The organism is Methanobrevibacter thaueri (assembly GCF_015062915.1).
Lineage (GTDB): Archaea > Methanobacteriota > Methanobacteria > Methanobacteriales > Methanobacteriaceae > Methanocatella > Methanocatella thaueri_B.
In genome coordinates, this window is record NZ_SUTJ01000003.1 from 150,221 (window position 1) to 167,598 (window position 17,378).

The window sequence follows — 17,378 nt, forward strand, 5'->3', positions numbered from 1 at the left end:
TTATTTTTTCAATTCATAATCTAATTTGACTCTGCTGCTTTCAGGGCGAGTCTGACCCATGTACTTGCTGTTCCTGTCAGGGTGTCCATAAGGCAATTCTGAAGGTGAGGTCATGGTTTCAAATACAATCTGACACACTCTTTGACCCGGATACAGTGCAACAGGCATTGCACCGATGTTGGATATTTCTAAGGTGATTTTCCCTTCAAAACCAGGGTCAATGAAACCTGCGGTAACGTGCATTGTAACGCCCAAACGGCCCATACTTGAACGGCCTTCAACCCTTGCAACAAGGTCGTCAGGTATCTTGACATATTCCAAGGTGGTTGCCAGTGCGAATTCATTTGGGTGAATAATGAATGCATCACCCTCCTTAACGGTTGTTGATTCCATGTAAGATGCAATGTCTTCTGGATCTTTAGGGTCAATGAAAGGTTTTCTGATTACTTTAAATACTTTGAACTCATCCCCTAATCTCATATCCACGGAAGACGGTTGAATCTGCTTTTCGTCTTTGAGAGGTTCGATTGCTATCTTGTCCTCTTTCAAATATCTCTTTATATCTTTATCGCTTAAAATTGCCATTTTTTCACACAAGTAAATTAATAAGTATTATAATTCTCTGATTTCAAGTAAATTGTCCATTCTATTGACCACATTATCTATTGTCTCGTCACTGTAGTCTATTGTGATTGCATCGAACTTACATGCATTGACACATAATCCGCATCCTTTGCAGATGTCAAAATCAATGGATATCCTGTTATCCTTAAGGCTGATGGCGTCAAACATGCAGGTTTCATCCAGACATTTTTTACACATTCGGCACTTGTCCTCATTAAGTGTCACGGTCACTCCGTCAAGCTTTTCCAGCTTGTCACTGATGCTTTCATCCAGGTTAGGATACACTTTCCACAGACAGCAGCATGGACAGCAGTGGCAGATGGTTAATAATCCTTTTCCAGGCCTTACATTCATCCACACGGTATCGATTTTATTTCTTCCGATAATGTGGCTCAATCCTGCAGCGTCTGCTCGGTCAATCTGCTCAAAGGCTTCTTCCACGGTTGCAAGATGTCCTATATTTTTAGGGATTTTTCTGGCTGTCGGCCCTAAAAAGATACATCCGATGTCTTTTGGATAATCCTGACAGTCGTTTGAACTTCTGCAAAGGCAGCTGTTCATGATGACGATGTCATCGCAACGTTTGACAACATCCTTTATAACTTGAGTTGGTAGGAATTCTGAACCTTCTGATTCTATTTTTTTATTGATATTAATTGTATTTGGAACAACAACGATTTCATCGTCCTCAAAAAGCAGCTTGTCGATGATTTTTCTATATGCCTTTGATTTCTTGGTGATTTCAGCTATCCAAAATCTCCAGTTGAAAATGTATTTAAGGACAAAAATACTAATGTCTGCAAAGCTAATCTTTCTCATTGTTCACCAATTTATTATTTAATCTTCTTAAAATTCCTTTAAATGTATGGGCTTCACGCCCGGTAATGAATGCACGTGAAATAATATTGTTGAATGTCTTTTTGCCGTTTCTCTTTTTATGCTCAGGAATGTCCAGGGAATCTATCAGGGAATCCATATCCTTTTGAAGATATTCCTTTTCAAGTGTACTGCTTTCGCTGAGGCCTTCAACTCCGAATTCATGCTTATTCTTAAATAACTCATAGAATATTATTGCGGCTGCATGGGAAATGTTCATGATCGGATAGGTCGGGTCGGTCGGTATTGACACGCAGATATCGCAATCTCCTATTTCCTTATTTGAAAGTCCATCACCTTCCCTTCCAAAAAGAATTGCAATCTTGTTTTCAACATTGATTGATTTTCCAAGCTCTTCTGGTTTTATAGGAATTCTTGAGAGGTTATAACTTCCCCCAACAGTTCCTGTTGAAGCAACCTTGAAATCAATTCTCTGGGACTGGTAAAAGTCATTGAGGGTAGGGTAAATCTTTGCATTTTCCACAATGTATTTTCCATGTGTTGCCTGATAATATGCCTCGTTTGTCAATTTAGTGGGATTTATCAGAACCAGATTTTTTAATCCGAAGTTTGCCATTGTTCTAGCAAGAAATCCTACGTTTCCAGCAGTTTCGCATTCGACAAAAACAATATAAATGTTATCTTTGAAGAGATTAACTTCCTCGTCTTCCTTTTCACGAACAAGCTTGACTCTTCCGGTACCTCTGGCTTGCTTTGTAGAGGTGGCCTTTTTGGTGGATGTTGATTTTTTTTCGGGTTTGCTCTCCTCTTTCTCTTCGGGTGAAGCCATAGTTGTGGTTTCAACTATCTTCTCTTCACTTACAGCAGTATCTCCTATTTTAATCAACTCCAAAGTATTATTCGTAAGCTTTATCTAATAATTCAAGAACATGCATTGATTTAATGTCTTCCCTTCCGATTGCATTCAAACCGTCCTGAAGGTTCAATTCACAGAACGGACAGATTGTAACCACAGCCTCTGCACCTGTTTTTTCAATCATTTCAGCCTTTGATTTGGACAAATCAAGAGCTATTTCAGGTTTTCCGGACTTGATTCCTCCACCTGCGCCACAGCATTGGCAAGGATATTGCATTTCCTCAAATTCAACTCCAGGAATCATTTCAATAATTTCTCTTGGCTGGTCCTTAATGCCTTGACCTCTGCCCAGGTGACAAGGGTCATGGTAGGTCACCTTCATATTAACCTCTTTCAGCTTGGATGTGTCAAGCTTATCAACCAGAAACTCGCTAATGTCCATCACATTAAGTTTGGAGCCGAATTTAGGGTGATTGTTCTTTAATGTGGATCCGCAACCGGAACAAATTGTAATTACAGTATCATAATCCTTGAAAACTTCCTTGTTCTTGTCAACAAGGTCCTGAACGATATCAACCTGACCGGTTCTTAAAAGTGGTGAACCGCAGCAGACTTGACCCTCAGGAACATCAATGTCTATTCCATTTTCTTTTAATATTTTAACCAGCTTATGCCCGACTTCAGGGAATTTATAGTCAACCATACACCCGGTAAAGAAAGCAACTTTGGAACCGGTTTCATTTTCAGCCTCTTCAATGAATGATGGCTTGTCTGTCTTGATGGACCTTCCGCTTTCCAGGATGTTTTCCTTGAATACGACATGTTCTGGGAGAGGTCCTGAACCGTTTGCAACGGCAATGGCTCTCATGCGCTCAATGGCATCGCCGAAGGTGTTGATGTTTTTAGGACAAACTGACAAACACTTTCCGCAACTGGTACATTTGTATAATCCTTCATCCAATGCTTCAACAAGCCTGTCAAAGTTATCCCTTGGATCGCTTTCGAATTTGGAGATGTACCTCATCAGGTATGGTCCTCCGAACTCTTCGGTTGCAATATTTACAACCGGACATGTGGAAAGACAGGAATAACATTCGATACAACTTCTCACCTTCTTGGTTTCGCTTGAATCTGCTTTGGTAATGCTTTCATCAATGCCTTCGCATTTATGGTCGCATTGGAGGGACAATTCCAGGTCTTTTACTTTGGCTTCTATGCTTGACTTGTCAACTATCAAGTCTTTGATTACTGGAAATCTAAGGGGTTCAATGATTGCTCCGTCCTTTATCTCTTTCTGGCATGCAAGCGCACCGTTTCCCTTAAAAAGAATTCCACAGGATCCGCATTGCCCTGCCCTGCATGAGCTTCTAAAGCTAATGTCAGCATCATATTTTTCATTAATAGCCTGAAGTGCGTCAAGAACTTTCATATGTGGTGTCTTTTCAATTTCATAACACTCTAAATGAGGTTCTGCGTCAGTTTCACTATTAAATCTTGAAACATAAACTTTAATCATTATTTCCCCTCCAAAAGTATAAGCTTGTAAAATATTATAATATAATATTTATAGTTTGAAGTATTATATAATATATTGTATTAATGATTATTTTGAGGAAAATATAATGAATTTAAAAGAATTAGTCACAGGAGTGTCTGGTGAAAAGCAATTTTTACTAGGTAATGAGGCGGCTGTTAGAGGTGTGATAGAGGCAGGCGTTTCAATTGCAGCTACATATCCCGGAACTCCTTCATCAGAAATCGGAAATATTTTATCAGTATTGGCTAAAGACGCCAATATCTATTTTGAATTTTCAACAAATGAAAAAGTGGCCATGGAGGTGGCAGCTACTGCTGCAGCTTCAGGATTAAGGTCATTCACATTCATGAAACATGTGGGATTGAACGCATCTGCAGATTCCTTCATGACTACCGCTTACTCTGGAGTTAATGGCGGAATGGTTATCTTGTCAGCTGACGACCCATCACTTTTCTCATCTCAAAATGAACAGGATACACGTAATTATGCAAAATTGGCAAACATGCCTATTTTAGAACCGTCCAACTGTCAGGAAGTAAAGGACATGGTCAAATATGCATTCGAGTTATCAGAACAGTTTAAAATACCAGTAATAGTAAGAACAACAACCCGTGTATCACACATGAGAGGAATAGTCGAATTTGGAGACGTGGCAGACAACTCATCAAAAGGAGATGACCACTGGAAGAGAGGCCACTTCAACAAGGATCCGTCCAAATATGTTCCAGTACCTGCATTTGCAGGAGAAATGCACGTAAGATTATGGGATAAGATTCACAAGATTCAGGAAATAACCAACAAAACAGAATTCAACCGTGAAATTGAATTGTCCGGTGAAAAGAAATATGGTATAATCTCATCAAGCAGTGCATTTAACTATGCTCATGACGTTTGCAAATTCAATGAATTAGACATTAACATTTTAAAACTAGGATTCTCATATCCTTTCCCAAACGACAAGGTAGCTGAATTCCTCAAGGACTTGGATGAAGTGTTCATCGTAGAGGAAGTCGACCCAATAATCGAAAGGGACACACTTGCTGTTGTGGGAAGTGAAAAGCTTGACGTTACCGTTCACGGTAAGCTTGACGGCACATTCCCATTATACCATGAGTTCAACTCAGATGTTGTTGCAGACGGATTGAACAAGGTATTGGGCTTCAAGCAGGATAAAGACGTTAAGTTCTCCGCAAGCCTTGAAAAGCTTCAGGAAGACATTCCTTCACGTGCACCAGTACTGTGTGCAGGATGCCCTCACAGGGCAATGTATTACGGTGTAAACCTTGCAATAGAGGAATTGGGCTTGAAACCTTCCGATGTAGTATTCGCATCAGACATTGGATGTTACACATTAGGAATCAATCCACCTTACAATGCAGCTGATTATCTATTGTCAATGGGTTCCAGCGTAGGTGACGGATGCGGATTTTCAGTTTCAACAGACCAGAAGGTTGTAAGCTACATTGGAGACTCAACATTCTTCCACAGTGGTGTTTCACCATTGATCAATGCTGTTCACAACAAGCACAACTTCGTACTGACAGTTCTTGACAACAGGATTACCGCAATGACCGGTGGTCAGCCTAACCCTGGAATTCCAGTGGATGGAATGGGTGACGAGGCACCTGAAGTGTCCATTCGTAAATTGGCTCTTGCCTGCGGATGTGATTATGTGCGTGTAATTAATCCATTCAACCTTGATCAGGTTGTCAAGACCTATAAGGAAGCTTTGCAGAGGGATGATACAGCAGTAATTATTTCAAAAGCTCCATGTACATTAATCAAAGGATTGGAGAAAAAACCTCCAGTTAAATTTATTGAAGGAAACTGTAATAACTGTGATAAGTGTGTAAGCGAATTGGCATGTCCTGCGATTTCAAAAATCAATGGAAAAATCACAGTTGACACAGCGCAATGTGACGGATGCAGCGTATGTATTCAGGTATGTAAATATGGCGCATTAGAGGCAGGTAGGTGAAAAAATGGATAATCATTATAGTATTTATATTTGTGGTGTTGGAGGCCAAGGAATCATCAAAACCTCCACAATCATCGGAGAAGCTGCAATGAATCAGGGCTTGGATGTAGTGATGAGTGAAATTCACGGAATGTCTCAAAGAGGAGGATCAGTTTCCACAGAATTGAAGATTGGAGGATACAATTCATCAATCATTCCAAAACAGGGTGCAGACATGCTGCTTTCCTTTGAACCGATTGAAACAATAAGAGGATTGGATAAGGTAAACTCTGAAACCAAAATCGTTTACAATACACATCCGATTATTCCTTCATCAACAAACAAGGCTTATCCAAGTGTTGACAGCATTACAAAAACATTGAAGGAGAATTTCAAGCATGTTCTTCCGATTGATGGAACACAATTGGCCATTGATGCCGGAAGCGTTCTTGCTTTGAACATGGTTCTTCTTGGTGCGGTCACAGCTGATGACAAGTTCCCTCTCACAAAGGAATCAGTCATTGAAGCGATGAAAAACAATTTAAAACCTAAGTTCCATGACATGAATTTAAAGGCAATTGAAAGTGGATACAAATCTATCAGAGGTTAAATATATTTAAATAATATTTAAACTAAAAATATAATTAATAATTGAGTTGTGGTATTATGGCGTACAGAATTGACAATGCTATTGTAAAAAAAGATAGGAATGGTAGAGTAACATTAATTGATCCGGAAAACGTTTTCAAGGATGAAGATGCATTTATTGCTGTTAAAAGTGACGATTTGATTACCCTTCAACTTTTAATTAATGGTATCCTTAAAAATGATTTCAAAAGCTGGAGAGAATTAGGTGTCATTCCGGAAAATGAACCACTAAAAAGCCTTTTCGTACGTTTAGGTTATTCAAGAGAAGATATAGCTAAATTATTAAAAGAATTCTAGCTATTTCAATTCTTTTTTCTTATTTTTTTAAATATTTTTCAAAAAAAAAGTAGTTTAGAAAAGATGTTACTCTTTTCTATAAGTTTTTAATATCGTTTTCATTTAAGATTTTAGCATTGCTGCCTTCAAGTGCTGCGATAGCTTTTTCCATGTTTTCCAATCTCATTGCCACAATAGCCTCATCGCTGTTGCTACTTACAAATGCGTATAAGTATTCAAGGTTGATGTCTTGTTCATCAAAGATTGATAATGTGGAATTCAATCCGTTAGGTTCATCAGGAACTGCTAAAACGATTACTTCATTTTCCTTTACAATGAAATTATCTTTTTCAAGTGCTTCAATTGCTTTTTCATTGTCAGAAACGATTAATCTTAAAATTCCATATTTTGTTGTGTCTGCAATTGATAAAGCACGGATGTTAATGCCTGCTTTTGCTAATGCATCAATTGCCTTTTTAATTCTTCCTTCCTTGTTTTCTACAAAAATTGAAATTTGTTTCACGGTCATTTTATCACCTTTTTATAAGTTCCTTTCATCGATTACACGAACAGCTTTACCTTCACTTCTTGGGAGTGATTCAGGTTCACAGATTGTTACATCAACTCTGATTCCGACTTCGGATCTGATTGATGCTTGGATTTGTTTTTCAACTCTTTCCATTTCCTTCATTTCATCTGAGAACAATTCTTTGGATGCTTCTACCTTAACTTCCACTTCATCTAAAATGTCCGGTCTGGTTACATGAATCATGTAGTTAGGGCTTGCGCCTGTGACTTTGAGCAATGCCTTTTCAATTTGGGATGGGAAAACCATAACTCCCTTGATTTTAAGCATGTCATCGCTTCTACCTGTGATTCTTGTCATTCTTACTGTGGTTCTTCCACATTCACATTTTTCACCGATTAGTGAGGTCAGGTCTTTGGTTCTGAATCTTAAGATAGGCATTCCGGTTTTGGTTAATGATGTTAATACAAGTTCTCCTTTTTCACCGTAATCTAAGGTTTCGCCGGTTTCAGGGTTTATGATTTCTGGGTAGAAATGATCGTCTTGAATGTGCATTCCGTTTTGCTCGTTACATTCTTGTGCAACACCAGGACCCATTACTTCGGTTAATCCGTAAATGTTGTGGGTTTTTATGCCTAATGATGCTTCGATTCTTTTTCTCATTTCATCAGTCCACATTTCAGCTCCGTGAATTCCAGCTTTTAGGTTAATGTCTTCAAGTGGAATTCCAGCCTTTTCCCTGGACTCTCCGAGATACATTGCATAGGAAGGGGTACATGTTAACACTTCACTTTGGAAATCAACCATTGTGTCAAGTTGCCTTTGGGTGTTTCCGGCTGAAATAGGGATTGTAATTGCACCCATCTTGTTTCCACCGTGGTGTATACCGAATCCGCCTGTGAACAATCCGTATCCATATGCGTTTTGAATGATGTAGTCTTCTTCAACATCAGCCATTTTAAGTCCACGTGCAATACATTCTCCCCAAATGTCCAAGTCGTTTTGGGTGTATGCGGTAACTGTTGGTTTTCCGGTTGTTCCAGAGGATGCGTGCACTTCTACGATTTCTTCACGAGGAACTGCAAGTAATCCTAATGGATATGCTTCTCTTAGGTCACTTTTTGTTGTGAATGGAATTTTCTCGATGTCTTTTAATGTTTTGATGTCTTCTGGTTTTAAACCAGCTTCGTCGAATCTTTTCTTGTAAAATTCAACATTTTCATATGCTAATTTCACAGTTTCTTGTAGTCTTTTAAGTTGAAGTTCTTCTTTCTCTTCTTTGTTCATACATTCTGCTTTCTCATTCCAAAACATAGTATCCCTATATATAAAAATTTTTTTAACGTGTTTATCTTTTGTAGTTAATTTATTTAAAACTTTGTCATACTGTTTAATTTTTCACTTCACGTTAACATAAATATTGAGTTAAGCACGTAAAATAACAAACTGTAATCAATAATTACTTATTGCTTGATAAAACTATTTAAATGGCTTTCAATAGTAGTTTTACTTGGTGATAATCGTGAATGATGAAATTATCAAAGGTAAACAAGAGTTTAATAATGGCAATTATGAGAAAGCGTTAGGTCACTTTGAAAATGTTGGTGAGGATGATGAATTTTATGGGTACGCTCAATTGTTCTGCGCAAATTGCCTAATGGAGCTTAAAAGATATGATGATGCCCTTAAAATAGTTAACGTTTTGATTTTGCAAAATCCATATAATAAGCTGGCCTGGTTTAATAAGGTACTGTGCTATATCTTCTCCGATGATGAACAGAATGCGCTAAACATTATGGATGATGTCATCAGTGTCGTGGACATGGGTGACAAGTATGATCTTGTCTTTCTCGCCAAGCTATACAAACTACTGCATTGCTATGATGATGCATTGAGGTACTGCAACATGGCCTTGGAGATTGATGGGGAGTTTAGGGAGGCATTGTATGAAAAATCATTTATAGCAATGAGAAATGATGACTCAAAGGCTTTGGATGAGATTTCAGAGAAGTTTTTGGGTCTTTCAGACAGTGACCTGTTCAGTCTGATGCCTGCATTCCTGCTTAAGCTGTTTTCAAAGGATTATGCGGCCTGTGTGGACTTGATAGAAAAAAGCGATTTGAATGAGTTCGATGAGGAGCATGTTGGAATGCTTAAGGGCATTGTCTACAATCAAATCTGTAGGGAGCACAGTGTGGCCCTTTTGGTGGTTAATGAGGAAAACTTATCAATTGATGATGCGCTCGGAGCATTGATTGACTTTGTTGAGACCGGAAAGACTGACGGGGAAATTGCGGGGGTTCAGTATTTCATATTATAATGTACAAAAAAGTACATCGATGTATTATAGTAATCTTTATATAACTTTTTCATTAAAATAATTATTGTAATATTAAAGTAATTTAATATTTTTTTAGAGGTAATTATTTATGAACGTTATGATCTTGGCAATAATATTTATTGTTTACATATTTGCCTTAGTATTCGTGGGATACTACGCTTACAAAAAAACCAATTCCTCTGAAGACTTTATGATTGCGGGTAAGGACACTCACCCATTCATCATGGCAATGAGTTATGGTGCTACTTTCATCTCAACGGCAGCAATCGTAGGTTTTGGTGGAGTTGCAGGCCAATATGGAATGAGTGTATTATGGCTAGCATTTTTAAATATTATTATTGGTGTATTTATAGCATTTGTATTTTTAGGAAAAAGGACTCGTCGTATGGGACACGCTCTGGAATCCTTGACATTTCCGGAATTTTTAGGTAAACGTTTTGACTCAAAATTCATCCATTACGTTTCAGGATTAATCATTTTCTGTGCAATGCCCCTTTATGCGGCAGTGGTATTGATTGGTGCTGCAAGATTCTTGGAATCTTCATTGCTGATTGATTTCAGTATCGCATTGTTAATCTTATCCATTATCATCACATTCTATGTGCTTTTCGGTGGTATCCGTGGTGTAATGTATACAGACGCGCTTCAAGGAACCATCATGGTTGTTGCAATGCTGTTCCTGCTTGTATTTGTATATTGGTTGCTTGGAGGAGTCGACACAGCCAACGTTGCACTTACCAACATGGGTCATCTGTACCCGGCAGATGCCATGGCAACGGGCGGAACGGGTTGGACTTCGTTTCCGGAGTTCGGAACACCATTCTGGTGGTCACTTGTATCCTCTACATTAATCGGTGTAGGTATTGGGGTGCTCGCACAACCTTCATTAATCGTAAGGTTCATGACTGTGAAATCCGATAAGGAACTCAACAGATCAGTTTTAATTGGCGGAATATTCATCGCAATCATGCCAACAACAGCATACATTGTCGGATCCCTGTCCAATGTATACTTCTTTGATAAATTAGGCAAGATTGCAGTCGACGTTGTTGGAGGAAACATCGATAAGATTATTCCGACATTCATCACAATGGCATTGCCTGAATGGTTTGTATACATTTTCCTATTGTCCCTGATTGCAGCTGCAATGTCAACAATATCCTCACAACTGCACACTCAAGGTACTGCATTCGGTGTGGACATTTACGGTACAATAAGAGACAAATCCAAACAAAAACTCGACCAAGTCAGCATTTCAAGAGTAGGTATCCTGATAGCTATCATATTGGCATTGGTAATGGCATTCTCCCTTCCGGGAAGTGTGGTTGCACTCGGAACAAGCCTGTTCTTTGAAATTTGTGCTGCAGCATTCCTGCCAGTGTTCTTGGGAGCTCTTTACTGGAAAGGAATTACAAGACTTGGTGCAATTGCAGGAATATTGTCTGGAACATTCGTAAGCCTGTTCTGGTTGTTTTTCGTATTCAAGAAAACTGCAGTGGGCATTGGAATTTGTAAATTCATATTCGGTATGGAAACATTACTTCCGGCTGCTCCATGGCCGTTCATTGATGTAATGTTGATAGCAGTGCCGGTTTCTGCAATATTCACAATCGTAGTAAGTTTACTTACCAAACCTCCTGCTGATGAGGTAATTGACAAAGCATTTAAAAACATCGATACAAAAGGAAGTGATGCATAATGATGGTTTTAGGAATAGAAGACCCATTGATTTGGGGAGTTTATGTTGGAATTATCTTATCCACACTTTTATGTATTGTATATGGTATTGTAAACTGGAATAAGGGAGATTAACTCCTTTATTTTATTTTTTTTAAATCATTAATTGTTGTAATACTCAACATTTAAATATCTCCTATTACAAATGTATGATATAAGTGATATAATGAGACAATTATTCGATAATTTTGGAAGAATAGAGAAAAATGATCCTGAATTTCATGAGATATTTGAAAACTTCGCATATGATGAAGTCTACAAGCATTCTACCTTAGATGAAAAAGATTCTGTTTTAGTGACATTAGCATCATTAATTGCATGCCAATCTCCTAAAGCGTTTAAAAAGATATTATTATCAGCAATCAACAAATACATAACTCCTGAAGAAGTTAAGGAATTGCTTTACCAATCCGTTCCATATGTCGGCTTTGGCCGTGCACACAATTTCTTCGGTGTTGTCATTAAGGTATTCGACAAAAAGGGAATTGAAATGCCTTTAGAAAACAGATCAAACACAAACGCTGAAGACAGGTATCAAAAAGGCCGTGAAATCCAGGACAGATATTTTGGCGTTGAAATGATTCAGGCAATGAACGACAATGCTCCTGAAGGGCAAAAACACTTCAACACATTCCTTGAAGGCTACTGTTTCGGTGATTTCTATACTCGTGACGGTTTAAACGATCAACAACGTGAACTGATAACATTTACATTCATTGCAACTTTAGGCGGTTGTGAAAATCAGTTAAGGGGCCATACCCAGGGCAATTTAAGTGTTGGCAATGATAAGGAAAAATTAGTTTCAGCAGTAACAGTCATGCTGCCGTATATTGGTTTTCCAAGAAGTCTTAATGCATTGGCAATAATAAATGAAATTTGTGATTAAGGGTTTTTCACCCTTAATACTTAAATTCATAGGATTCTTCAATTTCCATCATGTTCCTGATTTCGGCTGTGGCGTTGTCAAGGAAAAAGATGCCCATTTCCCAGCCGTTTGCCTTGTATGCTTCGGCAATGTCAGGCATGAGTTCAAAACATTTTTCAACTATTTCTTCGTTTTTGCTTAAATCAGCAGTTCCGTAATATCTGAGGAAGTGTTCACCATCCCATGCAGCTATTTCAACATTAGGATTAGCTTCCATTTGTTTATAAACGTCCTTATAGGTTCCGACTCCAAAGTAGATTTTGTCGTCCTGCAAGAGGTGGAATCCTAATGGTCTTACTTTTGGCTTGTCGCCGTCTACTGTTGAAAGGTAGAATACTTCTGCTTTTGTGATTATATCATTTACTTTTTCAATATTTGACATTTTTTTCACCTTGTTTTTATTTTATTTGTCATATCTTATATAAATGTTACAAGGTTTTGTTTATTTTTTCGAGTTAATTATTGAAAATCATGTTGTTGGCTTATTTTTTTCGATGTAAATTGGTTTACATCGAATTGAAAACATTTATATATCATTGTTATTATAGTTAATATTGCTAATAATGATTTATTATTCAGAATTTAGGTTATTTAAAAAATTGATGGAAAAAATTTATTGCATTGAATTAAAATAATTTTCATATTGATTTTTTCCATTAATCCTAATTTTTGGAATAATGTCTGTTAGTAACATTCAAAGGGAGAATAACTATGAGATCAATGAAAAAATTATTACTTGTTGCTATTTTAGCAGCTGTAGTTATTGTCAGTGTAGGTTCAGTTTCCGCAGGATTATTTGACTTCCTCGGGGGAGACACTAATTCAACCGACACTAGCTTAGACGGAAAAGAAGTTAACTTAGCTGCTGCTGCTAGTTTAAAAAATGTTTTTGATGATAAATTAATACCAATGTTTGAAAAACAATATCCTGGTGTAAAAGTAACTCCAACTTACGCTTCAAGTGGAGATTTACAAACCCAAATTGAAAACGGTTTGGAAACAGATGTATTCATGTCAGCTGCTAACAAACAAATGGATGCTTTAGTAGAAAAAGGCATTATCGACAACTCTACCAACCTCCAATTCTTGGAAAACAAAGTAGTTTTAATTGTGCCTGCTGATTCCAACTCCAACATCTCATCATTCGATGATTTAAAAGATGTTGAAGGAAACATCGCTATCGGAGACCCTGAATCCGTACCTGCTGGACAATACGCTAAAGAAGTATTGAACAACACTGGAATTTGGGATGATGTTGAATCCAAATTATCCTTAGGTACTGATGTAACTGCAGTATTAAACCAAGTAGCTCAAGGATCTGCTGAATGTGGTATTGTATACGCTACTGACGCTAAATCCACTGATGACGTAAAAGTTATCTGTGAAGCTCCTGAAGATGCTTTAAACACTCCAGTTATTTACCCAATAGCTGCAATTAAAGACACCAACGATACTGACGCTACAAACAAATTTATGGACTTCTTACAAACCAAAGAAGCTAAAGATGTTTTTGTTGATTACGGATTTACTCTTCATGAATAGGTTCTCCTATTCATGACAACTATTTTTTTTGAAAAAATTTTAATATCATATTGTCTATATGAATTATTAGGAATATTGTGGAGATAGCACATGATGGATTGGTCACCTGTTTTAATCTCAATGAAAACTGCATCCTTGTCAATTCTCATAACCTTTTTTATGGGTTTGATTATTGCATGGGGAATCATCAAGATTAAAAACGATTCAATAAAAATTGTGCTTGACGGTATTTTCACATTACCTTTAGTGCTTCCACCTACAGTTGTAGGATTCTTTTTATTGTATATTTTCGGTGTTAGAGGACCGATTGGAAGCTTTTTTGTAGAATTTTTTGCTTATAAGATTGCATTTTCATGGCCTGCAACAGTCATTGCGGCAGTTGTCATGTCATTTCCATTGATGTATCGTTCCGCCAGAGGAGCATTCGAACAGGTCGATTCTAACCTATTGGATGCCGGACGTACATTGGGAATGTCTGAGTGGAAAATCTTCTGGAAAGTGTTATTTGCAAACGCATTGCCAGGAATCATCAGTGGAGGAATACTCGCTTATGCAAGGGGATTAGGTGAGTTCGGTGCAACAGCCATGCTTGCAGGAAATATTGCAGGACAAACCAGGACACTTCCTATGGCGGTTTACTCTGAAGTGGCCGCAGGAAATATGGGAAGTGCCTTTGATTATGTTATAGTAATCATTTTCATATCATTCATAGCCATCTTTATCATGGATTATGTTTCAATACGAAAGGAAAAGCAATGGAGATAAATAAATAGGGGAAAATTATGAGTAATAAACTGTTGAAAGTGGATATCCATAAGAAACTTAAGGAATTCGACTTGGATGTTAATTTTGAATTGAAAAAAGGTTGCTTAGGTATTCTTGGTCCCTCAGGATGCGGCAAAAGTATGACCCTTAAATCCATTGCAGGTATTGTCGACCCGGATAAAGGCATAATAAGCTTAAACATGAACGGGCAAACCACTTATTTTGATTCTGACAAAAAGATTAACCTAAAGCCTCAAAAAAGAAATGTAGGTTACTTATTCCAGAATTACGCCCTGTTTCCAAACATGACAGTTGAAGAAAATGTTGCTGTGGGTTTGGAAAAGGATGATGATAAAATCGTATCTGAAATGATCAAGCGTTTTCATCTTGAAGGACTTGAGAAAAGATATCCAAGGCAGTTGTCAGGGGGCCAACAGCAAAGGGTGGCTCTGGCAAGGATATTGGCATATGGTCCTGACGTTATATTGTTCGATGAGCCTTTCAGTGCTTTGGACACTTTATTAAAGGAAAAATTAAAAATGGAACTTGCAAACATGCTAAAGGATTTTGATGGACTTTCCGTTCTGGTCACCCACGACCGTGACGAGGCCTTCCAGTTCTGTGATGAGCTCATAATACTTGATGAAGGTAAAATCGTAGCAAAAGGAAAAACCTATGACATATTTGAAAATCCAAAGAAAGTCCAAATCGCCAGAATTACAGGATGCAAGAACATTTCAAAGATTGAAGTCATTGATGATTATCATCTTAAAGCTTTGGAATGGGGCCTTGAATTTGAAGTTTCCGAAAAGATTTCTCCAAACATCACTCATATCGGAATAAGGGCGCATGATTTTTCACCTGCTACAAAAGATGATGTTAACGTGTTCAGCGCTGCAAATTCAAAGAAATTGGAAATGCCTTTCGAATGGGAAGTGACATTGGGAAACGGCTTGTGGTGGAAGGTTGAAAAGCAGATTCGTGACCATGAATTCGACATTCCTGAGTTTTTAAAAGTGGATCCTAAAAACATTATTTTATTGGAAGAATAATTTTAAAGAGTTATTTTATATATTCTTTTTTTAATTTTGCCATAATTGCATAATTCAATATTTGAAACAGTCTTCCTGATGGTTGTCAATCACACCAATGGATTCCAGATAGGAGTATATTATGGTCGGACCTACAAATTTCATTCCTCTTTTTTTCAAGTCTTTTGAAATGCTTTTGGATAAGTCAGATTCAGTTAAATACTCTGCCTTGATTATTTCACCGTCAGTAAATCCCCAGATATACTCATCAAAGCTTCCAAATTCTTTTTGTATTTCAATGAAAACCTGAGCATTACTGATTGAGGAGGTGATTTTGCCCTTATGGCGTATTATCCCCTCATTTGAGCGCAACTCTTCAATTTTATCTTCGCCGTATTCGGCAACTTTTTCAACATCAAAGTCATCAAAAGCCTTTCTGAAGTTTTCACGCTTTTTTAAGATGGTGATCCATGACAATCCCGCTTGGAATGATTCCAGAACTAGCATTTCAAATAGTTCCCTGTCGTCATGGGTTGGAACTCCCCATTCCTCATCATGGTATTTGATGTAGGTTTCATCGTCTCCAGCCCAATTGCATCTGTTAGTGTTCATGAAAATACTTATCATTAACTTAATTTAAATATATTTTTAATCTATTTTGGTAAATTTTATTATGACTATTGCGAAATCTAAGCGAATATTCTATTTTGATGCTTTAAGGGCATTTGCAATCATCTGCGTTATTGTTGTTCATGTTTATGCAGTCACTAGAATGCATGTCATGGTGGATTATGCTGTTATTCCATCATTTGATTGGATATTTTCACAATTTACAGGAAACTGCTTCAGAATTGGCGTTGATTTGTTCCTTATGTTGGCAGGAGCATTGTCATTGGGCAGGGTATGGACGATAAGGGAGTTTCTAGGAAAGAGAATCCCTCGTATTGTTGGTCCTTTTGTATTCTGGGGGATTGTAACAGGTGCTATTGCAGTAATCATATCGTATTATTATGGATTTCCATTTGTCAACAATTTTGACACATATTCAATATTGAATTTCTTTAAGGGTGTTTTTTTAGCCACTTCAGTAGGTTATGAGCCATACTGGTTCTTTTGGATGATTTTGGGAACTTACCTCATCATGCCGATATTCAACAAGTGGCTGTTGCATTCAGACCTTGTGGAAGCCGAATACTTTTTGGTTTTCTGGTTGATAACCTGTCTTTTTGACAATACATTAGGCATGACTTTTCCAATCAAGTTATCCTATTTCACATGTCCAATAGGTTTGGTTGTAGCAGGATATTACTTAAGGCACACACAAAGAAAGATTTTAACCAATCCTTACTTCGCATTGGTGCTGTTGATCTTATCATCAGCAATCACTGTCATTCTAGCGACATATCTTTCAACAGCTTCCGAGATGTACCTCTTTGACAGGTATTCCATCCTGTTGTGCATTGAGGTGATGGCGGTTTTCCTGCTTTTCAGGAATTTCAATAAATTCAATATTAATTTAAATTTCAGTGAAAGATTGACCAAAATGGTTAAAAAGTTTATTTTCATGATTGCAAAATACAGTTATGGCATTTATCTAATACAGGGATTGTTCCTTTGTATTTATAGGGACATAGTTCCATATTGCGGATACTGCAGTACTTTTATAGAAATGGTATTATTGATTCTCATAACTTCTATGATAATAATGTATATTTTGGAAAAAGTGCCATATATCAATAAAGTAATTGGAGCAAAATGATTTTAGAGGAGATAATA

General features: G+C 37.5%; 19 protein-coding genes. 11 read left to right on the plus strand and 8 right to left on the minus strand.

The window, feature by feature from the left end:
* The 4 genes from dcd to tfrB are packed head-to-tail and all read right to left on the minus strand — an operon-like array spanning position 1 to position 3,833.
* Positions 1-585 carry a dCTP deaminase gene (gene dcd / locus E7Z78_RS03270; RefSeq protein ID WP_303723755.1) on the minus strand — a complete coding sequence of 195 codons (585 nt, stop codon included), beginning with the start codon at positions 583-585 and terminating at the stop codon, positions 1-3.
* 27 nt (positions 586-612) lie between these two features.
* Positions 613-1,443 (minus strand): DUF362 domain-containing protein, encoded by an 831-nt coding sequence (locus E7Z78_RS03275; RefSeq protein WP_303723756.1) that lies wholly within the window; start codon positions 1,441-1,443, stop codon positions 613-615.
* Complete coding sequence (locus E7Z78_RS03280; RefSeq protein WP_303723757.1) at positions 1,430-2,347, minus strand: TrmJ/YjtD family RNA methyltransferase; 918 nt, start codon at positions 2,345-2,347, stop codon at positions 1,430-1,432. The genes E7Z78_RS03275 and E7Z78_RS03280 overlap by 14 nt, the downstream gene beginning before the upstream one ends.
* 10 nt (positions 2,348-2,357) lie before the next feature.
* Positions 2,358-3,833, minus strand: a complete 1,476-nt coding sequence (gene tfrB, locus E7Z78_RS03285; RefSeq protein WP_303723758.1) for a fumarate reductase (CoM/CoB) subunit TfrB — start codon at positions 3,831-3,833, stop codon at positions 2,358-2,360.
* 106 nt (positions 3,834-3,939) lie between these two features.
* Here tfrB and iorA point away from each other — a divergent pair, with 106 nt between their 5' ends.
* The 3 genes from iorA to E7Z78_RS03300 are packed head-to-tail and all read left to right on the plus strand — an operon-like array spanning position 3,940 to position 6,756.
* Positions 3,940-5,832 carry an indolepyruvate ferredoxin oxidoreductase subunit alpha gene (gene iorA / locus E7Z78_RS03290; protein ID WP_303723759.1) on the plus strand — a complete coding sequence of 631 codons (1,893 nt, stop codon included), beginning with the start codon at positions 3,940-3,942 and terminating at the stop codon, positions 5,830-5,832.
* Between the two features lie 4 nt (positions 5,833-5,836).
* Positions 5,837-6,421: an indolepyruvate oxidoreductase subunit beta gene (locus tag E7Z78_RS03295; protein ID WP_303723760.1), complete on the plus strand. Its 585-nt coding sequence runs from the start codon at positions 5,837-5,839 to the stop codon at positions 6,419-6,421.
* Between the two features lie 56 nt (positions 6,422-6,477).
* Complete coding sequence (locus tag E7Z78_RS03300; RefSeq protein ID WP_303723761.1) at positions 6,478-6,756, plus strand: hypothetical protein; 279 nt, start codon at positions 6,478-6,480, stop codon at positions 6,754-6,756.
* A 76-nt stretch (positions 6,757-6,832) separates the two neighbouring features.
* Here the strand turns inward: E7Z78_RS03300 and E7Z78_RS03305 are convergent, their stop codons facing one another.
* Positions 6,833-7,264 (minus strand): amino acid-binding protein, encoded by a 432-nt coding sequence (locus E7Z78_RS03305; protein WP_303723762.1) that lies wholly within the window; start codon positions 7,262-7,264, stop codon positions 6,833-6,835.
* 12 nt (positions 7,265-7,276) lie between these two features.
* Complete coding sequence (locus E7Z78_RS03310) at positions 7,277-8,575, minus strand: phenylacetate--CoA ligase family protein (protein ID WP_303723763.1); 1,299 nt, start codon at positions 8,573-8,575, stop codon at positions 7,277-7,279.
* Positions 8,576-8,783: 208 nt separating this feature from the next.
* On the opposite strand from E7Z78_RS03310, the gene E7Z78_RS03315 reads away from it, so the two are divergent.
* The 4 genes from E7Z78_RS03315 to E7Z78_RS03325 all read left to right on the plus strand — a co-directional run bounded on the left by E7Z78_RS03315 (position 8,784) and on the right by E7Z78_RS03325 (position 12,225).
* The gene (locus E7Z78_RS03315; protein ID WP_303723764.1) at positions 8,784-9,581 is read left to right on the plus strand and encodes a lipopolysaccharide assembly protein LapB; all 798 of its coding nucleotides are present in this window, start codon (positions 8,784-8,786) and stop codon (positions 9,579-9,581) included.
* A 109-nt stretch (positions 9,582-9,690) separates the two neighbouring features.
* A complete protein-coding gene (locus tag E7Z78_RS03320; protein ID WP_303723765.1) occupies positions 9,691-11,301 on the plus strand; it encodes a sodium:solute symporter in 1,611 nt (536 codons plus the stop codon).
* Positions 11,301-11,414: a symporter small accessory protein gene (locus E7Z78_RS09730; protein WP_368660200.1), complete on the plus strand. Its 114-nt coding sequence runs from the start codon at positions 11,301-11,303 to the stop codon at positions 11,412-11,414. The genes E7Z78_RS03320 and E7Z78_RS09730 overlap by 1 nt, the downstream gene beginning before the upstream one ends.
* A gap of 91 nt (positions 11,415-11,505) precedes the next feature.
* Positions 11,506-12,225, plus strand: a complete 720-nt coding sequence (locus E7Z78_RS03325; protein WP_303723766.1) for a carboxymuconolactone decarboxylase family protein — start codon at positions 11,506-11,508, stop codon at positions 12,223-12,225.
* 13 nt (positions 12,226-12,238) lie between these two features.
* Here E7Z78_RS03325 and E7Z78_RS03330 read toward each other — a convergent pair whose 3' ends face one another.
* A complete protein-coding gene (locus tag E7Z78_RS03330; protein WP_303723767.1) occupies positions 12,239-12,646 on the minus strand; it encodes a pyridoxamine 5'-phosphate oxidase family protein in 408 nt (135 codons plus the stop codon).
* A 329-nt stretch (positions 12,647-12,975) separates the two neighbouring features.
* On the opposite strand from E7Z78_RS03330, the gene modA reads away from it, so the two are divergent.
* The 3 genes from modA (at position 12,976) to E7Z78_RS03345 (ending at position 15,623) form a co-directional block, all read left to right on the plus strand.
* Entirely contained in the window at positions 12,976-13,806 is an 831-nt protein-coding gene (modA, locus tag E7Z78_RS03335; RefSeq protein WP_303723768.1) for a molybdate ABC transporter substrate-binding protein, read from the plus strand.
* A gap of 90 nt (positions 13,807-13,896) precedes the next feature.
* Entirely contained in the window at positions 13,897-14,571 is a 675-nt protein-coding gene (gene modB / locus E7Z78_RS03340) for a molybdate ABC transporter permease subunit (protein ID WP_303723769.1), read from the plus strand.
* A gap of 17 nt (positions 14,572-14,588) precedes the next feature.
* Positions 14,589-15,623, plus strand: a complete 1,035-nt coding sequence (locus E7Z78_RS03345; RefSeq protein ID WP_303723770.1) for a sulfate/molybdate ABC transporter ATP-binding protein — start codon at positions 14,589-14,591, stop codon at positions 15,621-15,623.
* Between the two features lie 54 nt (positions 15,624-15,677).
* Here the strand turns inward: E7Z78_RS03345 and E7Z78_RS03350 are convergent, their stop codons facing one another.
* Positions 15,678-16,214: a DNA-3-methyladenine glycosylase I gene (locus tag E7Z78_RS03350; protein ID WP_303723771.1), complete on the minus strand. Its 537-nt coding sequence runs from the start codon at positions 16,212-16,214 to the stop codon at positions 15,678-15,680.
* Between the two features lie 61 nt (positions 16,215-16,275).
* Here E7Z78_RS03350 and E7Z78_RS03355 point away from each other — a divergent pair, with 61 nt between their 5' ends.
* A complete protein-coding gene (locus E7Z78_RS03355) occupies positions 16,276-17,361 on the plus strand; it encodes an acyltransferase (protein WP_303723772.1) in 1,086 nt (361 codons plus the stop codon).
* Positions 17,362-17,378: the final 17 nt, after the last annotated feature.

Bases quoted from the DNA above. Each gene is read 5' to 3' on its own strand.
- modB (WP_303723769.1), top strand. From the start codon at position 13,897: ATGATGGATTGGTCACCTGTTTTAATCTCAATGAAAACTGCATCCTTG.
- E7Z78_RS03330 (WP_303723767.1), bottom strand. From the start codon at position 12,646: ATGTCAAATATTGAAAAAGTAAATGATATAATCACAAAAGCAGAAGTA.
- iorA (WP_303723759.1), top strand. From the start codon at position 3,940: ATGAATTTAAAAGAATTAGTCACAGGAGTGTCTGGTGAAAAGCAATTT.
- E7Z78_RS03325 (WP_303723766.1), top strand. From the start codon at position 11,506: ATGAGACAATTATTCGATAATTTTGGAAGAATAGAGAAAAATGATCCT.
- E7Z78_RS03310 (WP_303723763.1), bottom strand. From the start codon at position 8,575: ATGTTTTGGAATGAGAAAGCAGAATGTATGAACAAAGAAGAGAAAGAA.
- E7Z78_RS03295 (WP_303723760.1), top strand. From the start codon at position 5,837: ATGGATAATCATTATAGTATTTATATTTGTGGTGTTGGAGGCCAAGGA.
- E7Z78_RS03320 (WP_303723765.1), top strand. From the start codon at position 9,691: ATGAACGTTATGATCTTGGCAATAATATTTATTGTTTACATATTTGCC.
- modA (WP_303723768.1), top strand. From the start codon at position 12,976: ATGAGATCAATGAAAAAATTATTACTTGTTGCTATTTTAGCAGCTGTA.
- E7Z78_RS03275 (WP_303723756.1), bottom strand. From the start codon at position 1,443: ATGAGAAAGATTAGCTTTGCAGACATTAGTATTTTTGTCCTTAAATAC.
- E7Z78_RS03345 (WP_303723770.1), top strand. From the start codon at position 14,589: ATGAGTAATAAACTGTTGAAAGTGGATATCCATAAGAAACTTAAGGAA.
- E7Z78_RS03300 (WP_303723761.1), top strand. From the start codon at position 6,478: ATGGCGTACAGAATTGACAATGCTATTGTAAAAAAAGATAGGAATGGT.
- tfrB (WP_303723758.1), bottom strand. From the start codon at position 3,833: ATGATTAAAGTTTATGTTTCAAGATTTAATAGTGAAACTGACGCAGAA.
- E7Z78_RS03305 (WP_303723762.1), bottom strand. From the start codon at position 7,264: ATGACCGTGAAACAAATTTCAATTTTTGTAGAAAACAAGGAAGGAAGA.
- E7Z78_RS09730 (WP_368660200.1), top strand. From the start codon at position 11,301: ATGATGGTTTTAGGAATAGAAGACCCATTGATTTGGGGAGTTTATGTT.
- E7Z78_RS03350 (WP_303723771.1), bottom strand. From the start codon at position 16,214: ATGAACACTAACAGATGCAATTGGGCTGGAGACGATGAAACCTACATC.
- dcd (WP_303723755.1), bottom strand. From the start codon at position 585: ATGGCAATTTTAAGCGATAAAGATATAAAGAGATATTTGAAAGAGGAC.
- E7Z78_RS03355 (WP_303723772.1), top strand. From the start codon at position 16,276: ATGACTATTGCGAAATCTAAGCGAATATTCTATTTTGATGCTTTAAGG.